10 protein-coding genes are annotated in these 16,588 nt (G+C 60.4%); 1 reads left to right on the forward strand and 9 read right to left on the reverse strand.

The genetic code is table 11. The annotated features are described in order from the left end of the window. Positions 1-18 precede the first annotated feature (18 nt). The 3 genes from HXS66_RS08060 to fabV all read right to left on the reverse strand — a co-directional run bounded on the left by HXS66_RS08060 (position 19) and on the right by fabV (position 3,819). Positions 19-1,239, reverse strand: a complete 1,221-nt coding sequence (locus tag HXS66_RS08060) for an aspartate aminotransferase family protein (RefSeq protein WP_077378271.1) — start codon at positions 1,237-1,239, stop codon at positions 19-21. A gap of 156 nt (positions 1,240-1,395) precedes the next feature. Further along, positions 1,396-2,397: a GlxA family transcriptional regulator gene (locus tag HXS66_RS08065; RefSeq protein ID WP_176503241.1), complete on the reverse strand. Its 1,002-nt coding sequence runs from the start codon at positions 2,395-2,397 to the stop codon at positions 1,396-1,398. Between the two features lie 219 nt (positions 2,398-2,616). Further along, on the reverse strand, positions 2,617-3,819 hold the full coding sequence (gene fabV / locus HXS66_RS08070; RefSeq protein ID WP_176503242.1) for an enoyl-ACP reductase FabV: 1,203 nt from the start codon (positions 3,817-3,819) through the stop codon (positions 2,617-2,619). Between the two features lie 363 nt (positions 3,820-4,182). On the opposite strand from fabV, the gene HXS66_RS08075 reads away from it, so the two are divergent. Beyond that, positions 4,183-4,596: a hypothetical protein gene (locus HXS66_RS08075; protein ID WP_077378265.1), complete on the forward strand. Its 414-nt coding sequence runs from the start codon at positions 4,183-4,185 to the stop codon at positions 4,594-4,596. A gap of 101 nt (positions 4,597-4,697) precedes the next feature. Here the strand turns inward: HXS66_RS08075 and HXS66_RS08080 are convergent, their stop codons facing one another. The 6 genes from HXS66_RS08080 to HXS66_RS08105 all read right to left on the reverse strand — a co-directional run. Next, a complete protein-coding gene (locus tag HXS66_RS08080) occupies positions 4,698-5,366 on the reverse strand; it encodes a transglutaminase-like cysteine peptidase (protein ID WP_218015150.1) in 669 nt (222 codons plus the stop codon). Between the two features lie 23 nt (positions 5,367-5,389). Beyond that, positions 5,390-7,315 carry an EAL domain-containing protein gene (locus tag HXS66_RS08085; RefSeq protein WP_141392320.1) on the reverse strand — a complete coding sequence of 642 codons (1,926 nt, stop codon included), beginning with the start codon at positions 7,313-7,315 and terminating at the stop codon, positions 5,390-5,392. Between the two features lie 63 nt (positions 7,316-7,378). Next, complete coding sequence (locus HXS66_RS08090; RefSeq protein WP_077378256.1) at positions 7,379-8,683, reverse strand: TolC family outer membrane protein; 1,305 nt, start codon at positions 8,681-8,683, stop codon at positions 7,379-7,381. 33 nt (positions 8,684-8,716) lie between these two features. Beyond that, positions 8,717-10,099: an HlyD family type I secretion periplasmic adaptor subunit gene (locus HXS66_RS08095; protein ID WP_084207911.1), complete on the reverse strand. Its 1,383-nt coding sequence runs from the start codon at positions 10,097-10,099 to the stop codon at positions 8,717-8,719. Continuing rightward, positions 10,092-12,266: a type I secretion system permease/ATPase gene (locus HXS66_RS08100; protein WP_240704257.1), complete on the reverse strand. Its 2,175-nt coding sequence runs from the start codon at positions 12,264-12,266 to the stop codon at positions 10,092-10,094. The genes HXS66_RS08095 and HXS66_RS08100 overlap by 8 nt, the downstream gene beginning before the upstream one ends. A gap of 97 nt (positions 12,267-12,363) precedes the next feature. Further along, positions 12,364-16,588 (reverse strand): VCBS domain-containing protein (locus HXS66_RS08105; protein ID WP_176503243.1); only part of this gene is annotated, 4,225 nt, incomplete at its 5' end.

Consider the following 16,588-nt stretch of genomic DNA (forward strand, 5'->3'; position numbering starts at 1 on the left):
CACTGCTCATGGCGCTGCTCATGCAGATGCAGAGGCGGCGACGAAGCTCGCCACGGCACGGTCGAGCTTGTCGAGACCGCTCTGGAGCTCGGCTTCACTGATCACCAGCGACGGCGCCAGACGCAGCACGTCAGGCCCGGCGACCAGCACCATCAGACCTTCTTCCATCGCCAGATTGAGAATGTCCTTGGCACGGCCCGCATAGTCCGGCGCCATCTGGGCACCGATCAACAGGCCCATGCCACGCACTTCCTTGAAGACACCGTGACGCTTGGCGATACCTTCCAGGCCATTGCGCAGCAGTTGGTGGCGATGCGCGACGCCCTCGAGCACTTCCGGCGTGTCGATGGTCTCGAGCGCCGCCAGCCCCACCGCACATGCCAGCGGGTTGCCGCCGTAGGTGGAACCGTGAGTGCCGATGGCCATGGCCGGCGCGATGCGGTCCGTGGTCAGCATGGCGCCCAGCGGGAAGCCGCCACCGATGCCCTTGGCGGTGGTCAGGATGTCCGGCACCACGCCGAAGTGCTGGTAGGCGTAGAGGTGGCCGGTCCGCCCGGCACCGCTCTGGACTTCATCGAAGATCAAGAGCGCATCGTGCTGGTCGCACAGCTCACGCAGCCCCTCGAGGAAGGCCTGCTCCCCCGGAATGATGCCGCCCTCGCCCTGCAGCGGCTCGACGATGATCGCGCAGGTGTCATCGCCCATCAGCTCGCGCACGGAGTCGAGGTTGTTGAATTCGGCGTGCTGGATCCCGCCCGGAATCGGCCCGAAGCCCTGGGAATACTTGGGCTGACCACCGACGCTGACGGTGAAGAAGGTGCGGCCATGGAAGGACTGACGGAAGGAGATGATCTTGTCCTTCTTCTCGCCATGGGTGTCATGGGCGAAACGACGTGCCAGCTTGAGCGCGGCTTCGTTGGCCTCACCACCGGAGGAGCAGAAGTAGACCTTGTCGGCGAAGGTGCGCTCGGTCAGCGCCTTGGCCAGCGCCAGGGCCGGCTCGTTGGTGTAGACGTTGGACAGGTGCCAGACCTTGTCGGCCTGATCCTTGAGCGCCTTGACCAGTGCCGGGTGGCAGTGACCCAGCGAGGTGACGGCGATGCCGCCGGCGAAGTCGATGTACTCACGACCTTCCTGATCCCACAGACGGCTGCCCTCGCCGCGTACCGGAATGGCAGCCTGGGGTGCGTAGTTGGGCACCATGGCATGGTCGAAATCGGCACGGGTCAGCTGGGTCATCGTCTCTTCCTCATCGCGGGGGCGTTGCGTGGCAGGCCGATGATCGGCGAGCCACGGGTCATGACTCCCGAGTATAGGGAGGCGAGATGACAAAGACTTTCAGCGAAAGGACGACGACTTATGTCAGGAGGCGACTTTTGTCACCGATGCGACATTTCAGGCCTGCAGCATGAGACGTTCGTCGCGGGGGCTGCGCCCGAAATGGTTGCGGAACGCCGTGGAGAAATGAGCGGCGCTGGAAAAGCCGGTGGCCAGCGCGATCTCGCCGATGGGCTGATCACTCTCGCGCAAGAGCTGACGTGAGCGTGCCAGACGCAGATCCAGATAGTAGCGGCTGGGCACCGCCTGCAGATGCTTCTTGAACAGCCGCTCCAGCTGACGCCGCGAGATGCCGAGATGCTCGCCGATCTCGTGGGTGGACAGCGGCTCCTCGATATTGGCTTCCATCAGGGTCACGGCCTCCACCAGCGGCTGGGGCGCATGGGCGAAACGGTTCTTGAGCGGCACGTGCTGTGGCTCGTCCGCCAGCCGGATACGCTCGCAGACGAAGTGCTCGGAGACCTTCTCGGCCAGGACGCGGCCATGCTGCTGGGCGATCAACGTCATCATCATGTCCATCGCCGCGGTACCCCCGCCGCAGGTGACACGATCACGGTCCAGCTCATACAGCTGATGGGAGACGTTGACCTGCGGGAAGTCGCGACGGAACGACTCGGCACGCTGCCAGTGGATCGTCGCACGATAGCCATCAAGCAGCCCGGCGCGAGCCAGCTCACGGGTGCCGGTGGAGATACCGCCCAGCATCACGCCACGCTCGGCCAGACGCTTGAGCCAGGCCAGCAGCGCGGGATTCGAGGCCACCTCCTGCAGGCCCGCCTCGCCCGCCGGCTGAGCACCGCACACGAACAGGGCATCCAGATGGCGCGAATCACTGGCGACCAGGCTGTCCGGCGACAGGTTCAAGCCCGCTGCGGACGCCACACCGCGCCCGTCCAGCGCAAAGGTGACGGCCCGATAGAGTGTCTGCCCCGCGAGCTGATTGGCCACCTGCAGGGGCTCCAGCGCACAGGCCTGGGACAATAACGAGAAGCCGGGCAACAGCACGAAGCCGATCTGGCGTTGCTGGGCCTGGGGGGAAACCAGTGAATCCACGGGCATGGGTGTGAGTCGAGGTCCATCGCGTGAGGGTGGGGAAAACCTGCCGGCATATTGTGCCATGCCTCTGGCACTTGTGCCTGGCCCGGACTGGCATGACGCTCAAGATGAGGCCGCCACATACGACGACGCCACCCCGAAGGGTGGCGTCGTCATCGCTCAGCGGGCAGCGGTCAGCTGGCAGCGCTCGCTACCCTGACCTCTGCGCTTGCTGAAGCGCTCTTACATCTGCACGACATCGAATTCGACGTCGGTGGCGACGTCGGCATCGTAATCGACATCATCACGCGTGAAGCCGAACAGCTTGAGGAATTCCTGCTTGTAGCTGGCGTAGTCGGTGATATCGAACAGGTTGTCGCTGGTGACCTGCGGCCACAGTTCCTGACAGGCCTGCTGGACGTCGTCCTTGAGCTCCCAGTCGTCGAGACGCAGACGGCCGGACTCGTCGGTGGCGATCTCGCCTTCACCATAGAAGCGCTCGGCGTAGAAGCGGTTGAGCTGCTCGATGGTGCCTTCGTGCAGGCCCTTCTCCTTCATGATCTTGTAGACCATGGAGATGTAGAGCGGCATGACCGGAATCGCGGCGCTGGCCTGGGTGACCACGGACTTGAGCACGGCCACGTGGGCACGACCGCCCTTGGCGGACAGCTTCTCGTGGATGCTGCCGGCGGCGCGGTCCAGATCTTCCTTGGCGCGACCCAGCGCACCGTGCCAGTAGATCGGCCAGGTGATCTCGGTACCGATGTAGCTGAAGGCCACGGAGCGGGCGCCATCCGCCAGCACGCCGGCGTCGTCCAGCGCCTGCATCCACAGCTCCCAATCCTGACCACCCATCACGGTGACGGTATCTTCGATTTCCTGCTCGGTGGCCGGCTCGACCTCCGCTTCGATGATGGTGTCCTTGTTGGTGTCGATGGCGGTCGCCCGGTAGGTCTCGCCGATCGGCTTGAGCACGGAGCGCTTCACTTCACCGCTGTCCGGCAGCTTGCGCACCGGAGAAGCCAGCGAGTAGACCACGAGATCGACTTCGCCCATGTTGGCCTTGATCAGCTCGATGGCCTTGGCGCGCGTCTCGTGCGAGAAGGCGTCGCCATTGATGGCCTGGCTGTAGAGCCCTTCCTGCTTGGCGAACTTGTCGAAGGCGGCAGAGTTGTACCAGCCTGCGGTACCGGCCTTCTTCTCGGTGCCCGGCTTCTCGAAGAAGACACCCAGGGTGTCCGCGCCGTAACCGAAGGCTGCCGTGATACGCGCCGCGAGGCCATAGCCGCTGGAAGCACCGATCACCAGCACCTTCTTCGGGCCACCGTCGCGCTTGTCACCGACCGTCTTGCGGGTGATGGCGATCTGCTCGGCAACATTCTGCTCGCAGCCCTTGGGATGAGTCGTGGTGCAGATGAAGCCGCGAACCTTGGGTTTGATGATCACGTAAGAACCTCGTTTGCTGTTGGCCCGGCGTGTACCCGCCGATGCTGATGCCCGATTCCAGTATGCAATGACCACGGCGCACGCTGCGCGACCGGTACCTTGCTCTGAAAACGTCTGGTGAGTCTGGCTGTCGAATCAGGACATGCAGGCGTGTGTGCCTGCTGCTGGCCGCTATTCTAGCGGCTGTCGGCGACGCTGTCCGCCCCGGCGGGCCAACCCGCGCTGATGTCACGTTACTGGAGCCCTCCATGACGACTGCCGTATCATGTGACGCATTCAGCACACCGCCATCACACCGCTGTCCTGCTTCGCGCCATCCGTTGATGGTGTGTCTGTCTGACAGCCTTCGCTCGGGATCTCTCCATGAACGATCAGAACGCTCACCTCGCCCCCGATGTGGCCGCCCTGCTCGAACGCCGCCAGGAGGTCTGGCTGGCGCTGGCGCCTCTCTGGGAGGAGCGTGACCCCCGCGAGGCGGAGTATCAGCACATGGCCGAAGTGGTCGAGGCACACGGCCTGAGCTTCCGGGAACTCGAAACGCTGTATCGACTCGAAATGGCCCCGGTGCTGGTGCGTGAGCAGGTCAGCATGGCCCCGAGCTACAAGGAGCGCGACGAGAACCGTCTGCTGTCGCGCCTGCTGCAGCATACGCATCAGCTCACTCGCGGGAAGCGCCTCTTCTGGCTGCTGTTCTCCGGCCTGGCGACCATGCCCAGCCGTCACCGTTACGGCAACCTGCTCGAAGTGCTCCATCTGCGCGGCAACACGCCGGAATGAAGCGATCCGACACCGCATGAAGCAGAACGCCCCGTGGCGGTCCGGCCACGGGGCGTTCTGCTTGATACCTGTCGCGCTTCGACGCTGAACTGCCCCTCGCCTCAGGGGCGCTTGCGCAAGGGAGCTTTCAGGACACCGTCCTTGTAGCGTCGTTGCCAGTCCGTGAGACTCGACAGCCCTCGACTGTCGCTGATGCGCTCTCCCCCCTCCAGCCGCTTGCTCATCCACAACGCGTTGCCATTGAAGCTGTAGATCGGCAGGAGATCGGTGCGCTCACTGGCCGGCAGGATGGAGCTGTTGAGGTTGTCCAGCACATCAGGCATCGACATGCCCGCGCCCTGATAGGTGACGACCATGTGGAACTGATTGAGCCTCAATGCCTTGACGTAGTGCAGGCGCAAGGAACTCTCCGGCACGCCCAGCTGACGCAATGTCAGATACTTGGCCATGGCGAAATCATCGCAGTCCCCTGCGCCGACCCCCAGGAACTCAAGCGGGGTCGCCCAGTAATCCTCCTTCCCCCAGACGCGCATGTCATCGGTGAAATGCATCCGGTTGAAGAAATCATTGACCTCACTGAGCTGACGCCTGGCCGGCTGCCCGTCGAGATCCACGAGCAGCTGCTCCCATTGCTGGACTCTCGCCCACCCCGGTTGACCATAGACCTCGATGAAACGTTGTGCCTGCGTATCGCGGGCCAGTACGGAACCGACCGTGAACAGCATCAATAGCCAGGCGATCAGCCAGCTGAAGCAGCGTCTCTGCCACATGGCGACCAACCCCTGGCTGTCTATCAGGGCTTCCTCGCCATGACATCGACGGCCGGTGCCACATAGCCCTGATAGCCGTCGGCGCCAAGGGACATCACGCGCGCCTGGTCCTGTTCGGATTCGACCCGTGTCACGATCACCAGAGACTCGACCTGATGCGCCGTCATGCACAGGCTTTGCAACAGCTCGGTGTCCACATCGTCACGCTTGAAGAACGCCTGATCGATCTTGACGTAGTCCGGACGCAGCGCCTCCAGATAACTGAGCTCCTTCAGCTCACGTGCAAAGCGGTCAATGCCTCCACGCGCGCCCAGCCGGCGTGCACGCCGGAACAGCAGCTTGACGCGCTCCAGGTGGCGAAGCGCGATGCTTTCCGACACTTCTATATCCAGACGCTTGCAGAGACGCGGATGGACTCCCAACCAGCTGATGAGTCCCGAGAAGCTCGCCTCATCATCCAGCGTCTCCTCGGTGAGGTTGAGCGCCAGACGTGGAGCCTCGATGCCATCGACATGGGCAGCCAGCCACTCCAGCGCATGCAGGTCGAAGCGTGCTCCCAGACGGAAATGGCGCACGACCGGCAGGAAATCGCCGGCTCGGTGCAGCTGGTCCCCTTCACGCAGACGCGCGAACAGCTCCCGGTGCAGCTCACTGCCATCATTGAACAGCACGGGCTGCGCCACGAAATCGAGCCCATCAGGGCGCTCCAGCGACTGCTCGATGACGTCTCGCCATTCGCCGCGTGGACGCGCCTGATCCCCTTCCTCGGCGAGCGCGACGCTGCTGCCATGCTCGATGGCCTGCAGCAAGGTCGTGTCCGCCACCGTGAACAACTGGGTGCGGGTCATGCCCGGCTCTCGCCTTGCCGCCCCGATGACACAGCCGATCGGGCGGCTGTTCGCCATGGGATTGGCATCCAGCAGTCGATCGATGTCTTCGGTGATGCCCTTCAAGAAGGCCTGCAGCGCGGACTCATCGGCTTCTGGCAACAGCAAGCCGAAGTCATGATTGGCCAATCGCCCTGCCACGATGGGCTCCCCGGCCAGCTCACGCTGCTCAAGCCGCTGAGCGATGGCGCGCAGCAGTGCATCGCGTCCCTTGTAGCCCTGCTCCTGATAGACGACTTCAAGCTGCGCGACCCGCAACAGTGCGAAGCTGCCTCCCAGAGGCTCACTCAGCCATTCATCCACTGCACGATTGAGGTAACCACGGTTGCCAAGCCCCGAGACAGCGTCCTGTTCTGCCTGGCGCTGCAGGCGCGCCAACTGCGCCGCCTGAGCCTCGAACTGGGTATGCAGACGCTGCCCGAGTCGATTGACCGCCGACGTGATGCCACGCAGCTCCTTGACACTGGTTTCCTCCAGAGGCGCGTCGAAACGCTGTGTCTCCATCTCGTTGAGACGTGCGGAGAGGCGGTCCAGAGGGCGCAGCAGGCGACGCATGACCAGCGAGGCCACCAGCAGGGTCAACAAGCCCCCCAACAGCAACCAGAGCCCGAGCCGTTTGGCGAGCTTCCAGAGGTCATCGTGACCCTGGGCCGGCTCTCCCGTCAGCGAGATCGTCCCCAGAGAGGCCCACCCACCCGGCAATTCACGGCTGACCGTTTCTACCGGCATGGGAATCATCTGCTGAAACCACTCGGGTGCCTGGCTTTCTCGTGTGATGTCAAACGCGATGGGGGCCGGGAGCGCGACGCTTTCCAGCTGGATATCCCGGACATATCCACCATCCAGGGTGGCGCGAATCAGGGTTTCCGCGCTGGCAGCATCACCAAGCTCGACATGCGGCACCAGTGCAAGACTCAGGCTCTGGGCGAGATTCGAGAGCTCGACACGCTGTCGTTCGGCCAGTGAATCACGGGTATTGTTGACCTGAATGAAGAAGATACCGAAGGAAAACACCAACAGCACCAACAACATCAAGGTAAACAGGCGGCGCGAAAGACTCATCTGATTTCCTCATCAGCCGTCAGTATGACCACGGCACCACTTCCTGGTGGTGCCGTGAGCGACTCAACCCTGTCGGGTCGGTACGGCAACGTTCATTGAATCCAGCAATGCACCTGTCGCGGACAACAAGCGATAGTTGGCCGTTTCAAGGTCAAAACGTGCACGAATCAGATTCTGCTGCGAAGTGAACAGCTCACTTTCGCTGTCCAGCAGATCCAGCAGCGTCCTGCGGCCGATATCGAACTGCTTGCGATAACTTTCGCGCGTATCCGTCGCGGCACGCACATAGCTTTCCAGATAATCGATCTGACGCTTGAGGTTCTCGCGTGCATTCCAGGCCAGTCGGATCTCGTCACGCACATCGCGCATCACGCGATCATTGTCATGCTCGACGGTTTCCAGTGCTGCCTGGCGTCCGCGAATCTCGGCCTGATCCCGCCCACCGCGATACAGGTTGTAGCGCATGACCAGTTCGACGCTCCAGTCATCGGAGCTGCTCTCGTCCTGATCATAATCGTCCGTCAGCGTGCGATTGCCTTCGATGCTGAATTCCGGGTAGTTGTCACCCTTCTCAGCGTTCACCTCATGACGAGCCGCATCAATGGACACCCGTGCCGCTGCCAGCAGGGGGTTGCGCTGATTGGCCTGGACATAGGCACTCTCCACATCGGCACTGATCAGATCGGTATCGAGGCTGGGGAGGTTCAGATCCGTGGGCAGCTCACCGACCAGACGCAGATACGCCGAGCGGGAATCCTCGAGATTGTTCCGGGCGGACAGCACGCTGGCCTCGGCATTGGCCAGGCGGCCATCCACCTGACGCACGTCACTGCGTGCGCCGAGACCGGACTCTGCACGACGCCCGATATCACTGGAAATACGACGGTGCGCATCGAGATTGGCCTGCGCATATTTGAGAATCAGCTCATCACGCATGACATCCAGATAGGCCCCGGCCGTATCCAACGCGACATCATTGGCTTCGGCGGCCGTCTGCAGGCGCTGATAGTCAGCTTCGGTCTCTGCCTGACGGATGCGCTCGATCGTGGTGTCACCGTCCCAGAGCAGCTGGCGAATGGTGAGATCCAACCGACGATAATCGTGCCAGTCATCCTCGTCATTGACCCCATCATCCTCGGAGTCGAACTTGCCATAGCCCAGTCGTCCGGTCAGATCGACCGTCGGGCGATAGGCCCCACGCTGGACTTCCGCTTCTTCCAGACGCTGGATATGACGGGTCACCTGCAAGCGGGTACGCGGATTTTCCATCACTGCCTTGGAAACGGCTTCTTCCAATGACTGCGCAGAGGCGGAGAAACTGGAACTCATCCCCGCCATCACGCTCAATGCCAAGAGTGTCTTTTTCATTATGGGTTGCCCTTGAATACTTCATGTCCATGATCAACGTTCACGCAAGGCACCTTGCCTGGCGCGCAGAATCGGCTTCATCAGGTACTGCAGGATGGTCTGCTCACCGGTGATGACATCCACGCTGGCCTGCATGCCCGGGATGATCGTGAGCGGGTCTGAGTCACTTCCAAGGTGGTTCTGCTCCGTGAGCACCTTGATTTCATAAAAGCTGTTGCCTTCTTCATCCTGAACGGTGTCGGCACTGATCTGCTCCACCTCGCCTTCGAGCCCTCCATAGATGGTGAAGTCGTAGGCGGACAGCTTGACCACGGCAGGCTGGCCAATACGCAGGAAGCCGATGTCCTTGGGTGCCACCCGGGCCTGGACCAGCAGCTGATCTTCGATGGGAACGATTTCCATCAGATCTTCGCCAGGCTCGATGACCCCGCCTATGGTATTGATATTCAAGGTCTTGATGGCCCCCTGAACGGGAGACGTCACCAAAGTACGGTCAAGACGGTCCTGAAGACTGGTACGCCCCTCACGCAATCGCCCGAGATCCGCCTGAGTCTTGGCCAGCTCATCTGCTGCACGCGAGCGAAATTCCTGGGCAACACCGACACGATTCGAGATGGCCTCATCCAGCTCCGACTGCTTGCCAGGCACTGCCAGTCGCGCCGACTCCAGATCCCCCCGCAGATCATTCACCTCACGCTGGATCTTGAGCAGATCGACTTGCGATACCACGCCTTCACGTACCAGCGGTGCTGTCATGTTGAGCTCACGACGTGACAGCTGGTAGCTGCGCTCCAGGCTATTGATGCGTGACTTCAGCTCTCTCAGCTCCTGCTCCTTCTGCAGAATCTGCTCACGAGAGCCATTCAAGCCACTGTTCAACTGGTTGAGGTGGGTGCGATAGGCAGTCATCGCACGCGCGACAAGTGCAGGACTGCGAGTCTTGAACTCCTCATCGAAAGGCAGGGGGACGCGGGTCATGACGACCTGGTCCTTCCAGTCATCGGCAGAGGCGTCCACCGCGATGGAATCCAGCTCGGTGTCGTACAGGATGATGGTGGCCTGCAGGCCATCCAGGGTCGAGACACGCTCGCGCAGGTCGGAACCGGCGCTGGTGTCATCAATGCGCAGCAAGGGCTCTCCGGGCGACACGATCTGCCCTTCCTTGATGTAGATCTCGCGCACGATCCCCCCTTCCAGATTCTGCACGACCTGGAGGTGGGTGGAGGGCACCACCTTGCCGGAACCTCGCGTCACGACCTCCAGGCTCGCCTGGCTGGCCCAGATGACGAACACCACGATGAAGGCCAGCACCATCCAGATCAGGATGCGTGACTTCCAGGGGGTCGCCAGCAGAACGGCTGAGCTGACGTCATCCAGGTGGTGAAGATCGCGCTGTTCAATCGGTGCCTTAGCCACGTTGAGCCTCCTGCTTGCGCCCGGACACACGCCCTTCATTCAAGGCATTCAATACCTTGTCCTTGGGACCGTCAGCGACGATACGCCCACCTTCCATCACGATGACGCGGTCTACCACTTCCAGCATGCTGCTCTTGTGCGTCACCAGCACCATGGTCTGGGTACGCGGCAATGACTTGAGCATACGCCTCAGACGCAGCTCGGCACGATTGTCCATGTGCGAACCGGGCTCATCGAGCAACAGCAGCGGCGGTCGCATCAGAAGCGCCCGAGCCATCAGGACCGTCTGACGTTGGCCACTGGACAGCATCCGTCCCCCTTCCCCGACCTGGCGATCAAGTCCCTCCGGGTGATGGCGAGTGAACTCGGTCACGCCGGCAGCATCGGCCGCAAGCTCAATCTGGGTATCACTGGCATGCGGCTGCCCCAAGGTGATGTTGTCGCGGATAGAGCCGAAGAACAGCGCACTGTCCTGACCGGCATGCCCGATATGACGCCGGACATCGGCGGGATGGATCTGGTTGAGGTCAAGACCATCGACTCGCACGCTGCCGGCGGTAGCGCGATAGAGTCCGCAGATCAGGCGCTGCAGGGTGCTCTTGCCGGCACCGATACGGCCGATGATGGCCACTCGCTCGCCTGGCTCGATGGTCAACGAGATATCGGTCACCGCCGGCGGCGTGTTGGGCGCATAGGCGAAGCCGACACGATCGAACTCGATCCGCATCTGCAGTGTCTCGCGATGCACGTAACGACGATCTTCTGCCTCTTCAGGCAACGCCATGATCTGCTCAAGCGCACTCATGGCACTGCGCGTCTGCCCGATACGGGTAATCAGCAGCGCCAGTTGCCCCAGGGGCTGAAGCGCACGCCCGGAAAGCATGACCGCGGCAATCAACCCACCCACCGAGAGTCGTGCATCCGCGATCAGATAGACCCCGAACACGACCAGTGCCACCGTGGTGGCCTGCGTCAATGACATGCTCAGCGAGCTGACGGATGTCGTCAGATTGCGGCTCTTCACCCCCCAATGAGCGATCTGACCCACCGCACGCTCATAGCGGCGCTGGGTCTCTCCCTGAGCATTGGCCAGCTTGAGGCTCTCGAGCCCCGAGACCGCTTCCACGAGACGCGCATTGCGCTCGGTCGCCAGCCGCGAGCCCTTCTCGATGCTGTTGCGCAGCGGTCTCTGTATCGCCAGGCTGTAGATCAGCAGGATGACGAGAGCTATCAGGGGGACAAGTACCAGGGGCCCGGCGACGATCCAGATGATGGCGAGAAACAGCAGCGCAAACGGCAGGTCGACGAGTGTGGTCAACGTCGCTGACGTGAAGAACTCGCGAATGGAATCGAATTCCTGGAGATGCTTCACATAGCCGCCCACGGAGCCGGGGCGCGACTCCATGCGCAGATTCATGGTCTTGGCAAACAGCTTGGAAGTCAGCAGCACCTCGGACTTCTTGCCGGCGGTATCCATGAAATAGGCACGCGTCTGCCGCATCACGAAATCGAATACCATGATGATCGCCATGCCCGTCGCCATGACCCACAAGGTGTTGAACGCCAGATTGGGCACCACCTTGTCATAGGCATTCATCACGAACAGTGGCGATGCCACGGCAAACAGATTGATCAGGACAGAGGCCAGAATCACGTCACGATAGATAGGCGTCGAGAGCTTCAGCGTCGACCAGAACCAGTGGCCATCGCTCTGTTCCAGCGTTTCCGGGGCGCGCTCATCGAAACGGTGTTCCTGCTTCAGGTAGACCACTCGTCCATCATGGCGTGCCGTCAGCGTTTCCAGTTCGATCCATGCATCGCCTTCCGCTTCCGGTTGATGGATTCGCGCCTTTTCTGTCTTGGCATCCACTTCCAGCAGCACGACAGCGCGCCCTTCATTCAACATCAGAATGCAGGGCATCAACAGATCGCTGATCGCGGTGATCTGTTGATTGACCAGTTTGGCGCTCAGATTGGCACGCGCGGCTGCACGGCTGACAAGCGCCAGAGGCAAACGCCCGTCCTCCATCGGCAGCCCGTCCGTCAGCACGGCGGCTGACCGGGGATTGCCGTGGTAACGCGCCATGAACACCAGCGCATTCAGCAGAGGGTCGCCCTCTCTTTCGCCGACCGGCTCTGGTCTCAATGGCGTGGGTTGATCGCTCAACCTGTCCTCCTTAGTGGGGCACTTCGCAGACATTCATTCGGTGAAGTCTAATGCAATAAAAGGGAGATGGCCTAAGCCATCTCCCTTATCTTTTGCATCAACCGTCAACGTTGGTCTTGAGGCTATTGCTATCCAGCAGCGACTGGATGATCTGGGCATCGGAATCACCGCCCGATGTCAGATCCACATCCTGCAGAGTGATCTCCTGGGTGACATTGCTGCCCGCAGAGCCGTCCACACTGATCTCGATGGTGGTACCGCCGTCCCCATCTGACTCGAAGTGCAGGAAGCTCGAGAGCGCATCGGCGTCCCCATTGGACTGAAGGAGATCCGAAAGATCGATGACGTCGCCATCCGCCACACTGAAGTCGGTGATGGTATCCGTCGCCATGCCGCCTTCGCTGTTGACGTCATCACCACTCATCCACTGGAAGGTGTCTGCCCCATCGCCGCCAGTGAGGATGTCGTTGCCTGTTCCGCCGATGAGCAGATCAGCGCCGTCACCACCTTTCAGTGTATCGGTACCGCTACCTCCTTCGAGGCTATCACTGCCAGCACCACCAACTAACGTATCATTCCCTTCCAAACCACGGAGAGTGTCATTACCTGCCAGACCGATAACCTGATCAGAAATATCGGTCCCAGAGAGCGAGTCATTCCCTGTGGTACCAATCAACACATCCTGCTGATCCAAATCAATCAGAAAATAGGAACTCTCACTATCACCATCTCCGTCCGCCACTGTGAAATCGAAGCGTTCTTGTTCTGTTTGTGTAAGGCCTGTAGGTGCGGTGTATTCGAAGCCACCATCGCGGAAGCTTAACTCAAGACTGCCGCCAAGATCAGTGGCAACTGTTAGCACTGAAGTCGTCGCATCAAAGCTCCAATCGCCAGCTAATGCCTGAATTTCATTAGACTCAGGATCAAATGAGTAAGACTCACCATCAACGGTTAGATCGGAAATATATCCACCATCGGCTAGGCCTATCTCACCATCCATAATTGAGGAGCCATCGACATCACCCTGTATGCTCTGTGTCACTGTATCAGCAAAGTATTCATCGATCTGTGCAAATCCGTCGAAGACTACGCTACCGATATTTTCGCCTGTTACCCCATCGTAAGCGATAGGATCCAAGTTATCTGTTCCAGCAGTACCAAGACCAACGGCATAGGATTTGACGCCATTCTCAGACAGGAAACTTGTCCAAATATCCTCCTCATCATCTCCTATCCCATTATCTGGGTCATTTACAGACAAAACACTACTATCATAAGAGTTAGTCAATGTCTCGGTATTCCCATCAGAACCATAAGGCGTTCCATCAGAAACAAAGTAAGACACATATTGCCCATTAGACAGCGCGCCGGGTTCATTGAAGTTATCCATCATCTCCGCTAATGCTGCGTCATAGTTAGTAACGCCACCTCTAAAGCCACGCAGCGATTCAAGCACTGACAACGCTTCATTTGCCGTCGCCCACCCGTCCAAACTACCCGCTGTATTGGTGAATATCACCAGATTAACTCTTACTTCTCCATATTGGTCATATGCTTCTATCAATGTCTTAAGTGAATCAATAGCACTATTTAAACGCGACTGACCTGTCGTGGTATCTAACGTGCCCATTGAACCAGAAACATCGAGCATCAAGGATAGATTGGTATCCACGAAAGCAAGGCTATAACTCGCCGGATCGACTGCTAGAGGCGCATCATCCTCGATACCGATGGTCAGCGTGCCGGTGGAGCTTGCGCCTTCGCTATCCGTTGCGAGCACACCGAAGTCCAGAGACAGGACATCTTCCCCATCACCCGAGTGATCAACCGCCTGACTCAGAGTGAAGGTATAGGCGCCGCTGTCATCGATGGTCACCGTCGCGACTTCATTACCCTCGGCATCGGTTGCCACCATTGACTGGGTGCCGCTGCCGGACCAGGTCACCGCACTGCCACCGGAGGTGATGGCCGTGGCGGGCGCTGTCAGCACCAGCGAGACACTGTCACTGTCGACATCCGTGACCGAAACCGTACCGGTGACGATGGTGGCATCGGTAGTATCCGTGAAGCCATCAGCCGCATCACTGTCGGCGATACCGCCTTCGAGCCCTTCTTCGCTGACGCGGCCTTCAGTCGCAGTCACCACCGGAGCGTCATTCGTCCCCTGAATGGTAATGGTGACATCCTGGGTAGCTGTCGCTCCCGCCGTATCCGTGACAGTGACGGTGTAGGTCAGGACCAGTGACTCGCCTGCAGACAGGTAGTCGAAGCTTTCCCCGGCAGCACTGCTGTCGAAGGTCCAGTTGAGCGTCCCTTCAGTGTTCTCGTCATCGATGATGGCGCCGGTGTCCACCCCCAGCAGCGCAAGCAGATCATCGTTGTCCAGCGCGCCAGTATCACCATTGCTGGAGACACTGGTCACGCTTGGCGTCACGCTATTGCTGAGATCCACATCCGTCACCGACAGCGTACCGCTGGTGCTCAGGGCGGAGTCCGTTTCCGTCAGACTGGCGGAGGCGCTATCACCACTGTTGACGCTGATCGCCGGGCCGTCGTTGCGACCATTGATGGTGATCGTCAGAGTGGTGCTGGAGGTATCACCGTCAGCATCCCTGATCACGTAGGTATAGACATCCGTGACCGACTCACCCGCCGCGAGGAACTGCAGATCTTCGCGTGCTGACTGGTAGCTGTAGGAGCCATCCGCTTCAAGCGTCAGCTCGCCATGAGCACCAGTGATCACAGCCGCCGCGCCATCGCTCACCGCGACGGTTTCTGATCCGGAAGTGACGGCGGTGACGGTGACCGCATCGGCCCTCAGGGTGTCCGCCGTCGCAGATGAGCCGTCCACCACGTTGCCGGTAACGGCTGCACTGCGATTCTCGTTCATGCTGCGGGTATCAGCATTGGCTATCGGCGCGGTGTCAAGAACGGTGACATCCAGACTGGATGTGGTGCTCTGACCGGCAAGATCCGTCACCACGACAGCGAAGTCGTCAACGACACTGTCATCGCCAGCCGTGTGATCCGCAGCCGTACCATCCTCCACATAGGTGTAGGACACGGTGCCGGAATCGTAGCCCGTGATGGTCAGCGTGCCTTCATCATCAGTCGCGCCTGGGATCACGATGGGGTTGTCCACTGACGCCGAAGTGATATCCGTGCCATTGATGGTGACGCTGGCGATGCCAGCATCCGCCTCGACCTGGAAGGTGTCAGTGACAGTGGCACCCGTGGCCTCGGTCACTTCCTTGTCAGCCAGCGTGATGACCGGCACTGTATCGGCCGAGCCAGTAATATTGATGGTCAGTGTGGTGCTGGAGGTGTCGCCATCGCTGTCTTCCAGCACATAAGTGAAGACGTCTTCCGCCGGTTCACCCTCTGCCAGTGACTGAGTCTTGGTGGTATCCAGAACGTAGGTATAGCTACCGTCGCTGTTGAGCGTCAGCGTACCGTAGTCACCCGTGACCGTGGCACTGCCGCCGTCGGAAATCCCGGTATCGTTCAGTTTGCAAACCATGAACGGCGCATCTGCACCCAGGATGTCTTCATTGTCATTGGCACCGTCGATCACGTTACCCGTGAGCTCGGCCGTCTCATCTTCATCAATATCGCGCTCATCCGGCTTGGCCTTCGGCGCGGTATCCAGAATCTTGACGTCAAGGCTGTCGCTCGTGCTCTGTCCTGCCAGGTCAGTGACGACCACGGCGAAGTTGTCGAACACGCTATCGTCGCCAGCCGTGTGATCCGCAGCCGTACCATCCTCCACATAGGTGTAGGACACGGTGCCGGAATCGTAGCCCGTGATGGTCAGCGTGCCTTCATCATCAGTCGCGCCTGGGATCACGATGGGGTTGTCCACTGACGCCGAAGTGATATCCGTGCCATTGATGGTGACGCTGGCGATGCCAGCATCCGCCTCGACCTGGAAGGTATCAGTGACAGTGGCACCCGTGGCCTCGGTCACTTCCTTGTCAGCCATCGTGATGGTCGGTGCGTCATCGGTCGCGCCGGTGATGGTGATGTCGACCGTGGTGGTCGTCCCATCGGTCAGCGTGACGGTGTACTGCTCGCTGATGGTGTCATCTGGCGTCAGGCCCTGCACCGCGGCCGACTCGTTGTCGAGGGTGTAGGTCCAGTTGCCCGCGGCATCGACCGTGAAGGTGCCGTAGACACTGCTGTCATCGGTGGCCGCGACAAAGGCCAGGTCGGCATTGTCGGCGTCCGTCGCGGTCAGCGTGCCAGTGGCTTCCGGGGTGCCGTCTTCTGCCACGGCGCCGGTATCGGTGGAGATGACCGGCAGATCGTCGGTGCCGGTGATG

The organism is Cobetia sp. 5-11-6-3 (assembly GCF_013374055.1).
GTDB classification, from domain to species: Bacteria; Pseudomonadota; Gammaproteobacteria; order Pseudomonadales; family Halomonadaceae; genus Cobetia; species Cobetia marina.

Coding starts and splice junctions, on each gene's coding strand:
- HXS66_RS08060 (WP_077378271.1), bottom strand. CDS start 1,239: ATGACCCAGCTGACCCGTGCCGATTTCGACCATGCCATGGTGCCCAAC.
- HXS66_RS08065 (WP_176503241.1), bottom strand. CDS start 2,397: ATGCCCGTGGATTCACTGGTTTCCCCCCAGGCCCAGCAACGCCAGATC.
- HXS66_RS08075 (WP_077378265.1), top strand. CDS start 4,183: ATGAACGATCAGAACGCTCACCTCGCCCCCGATGTGGCCGCCCTGCTC.
- HXS66_RS08085 (WP_141392320.1), bottom strand. CDS start 7,315: ATGAGTCTTTCGCGCCGCCTGTTTACCTTGATGTTGTTGGTGCTGTTG.
- HXS66_RS08080 (WP_218015150.1), bottom strand. CDS start 5,366: ATGTGGCAGAGACGCTGCTTCAGCTGGCTGATCGCCTGGCTATTGATG.
- HXS66_RS08090 (WP_077378256.1), bottom strand. CDS start 8,683: ATGAAAAAGACACTCTTGGCATTGAGCGTGATGGCGGGGATGAGTTCC.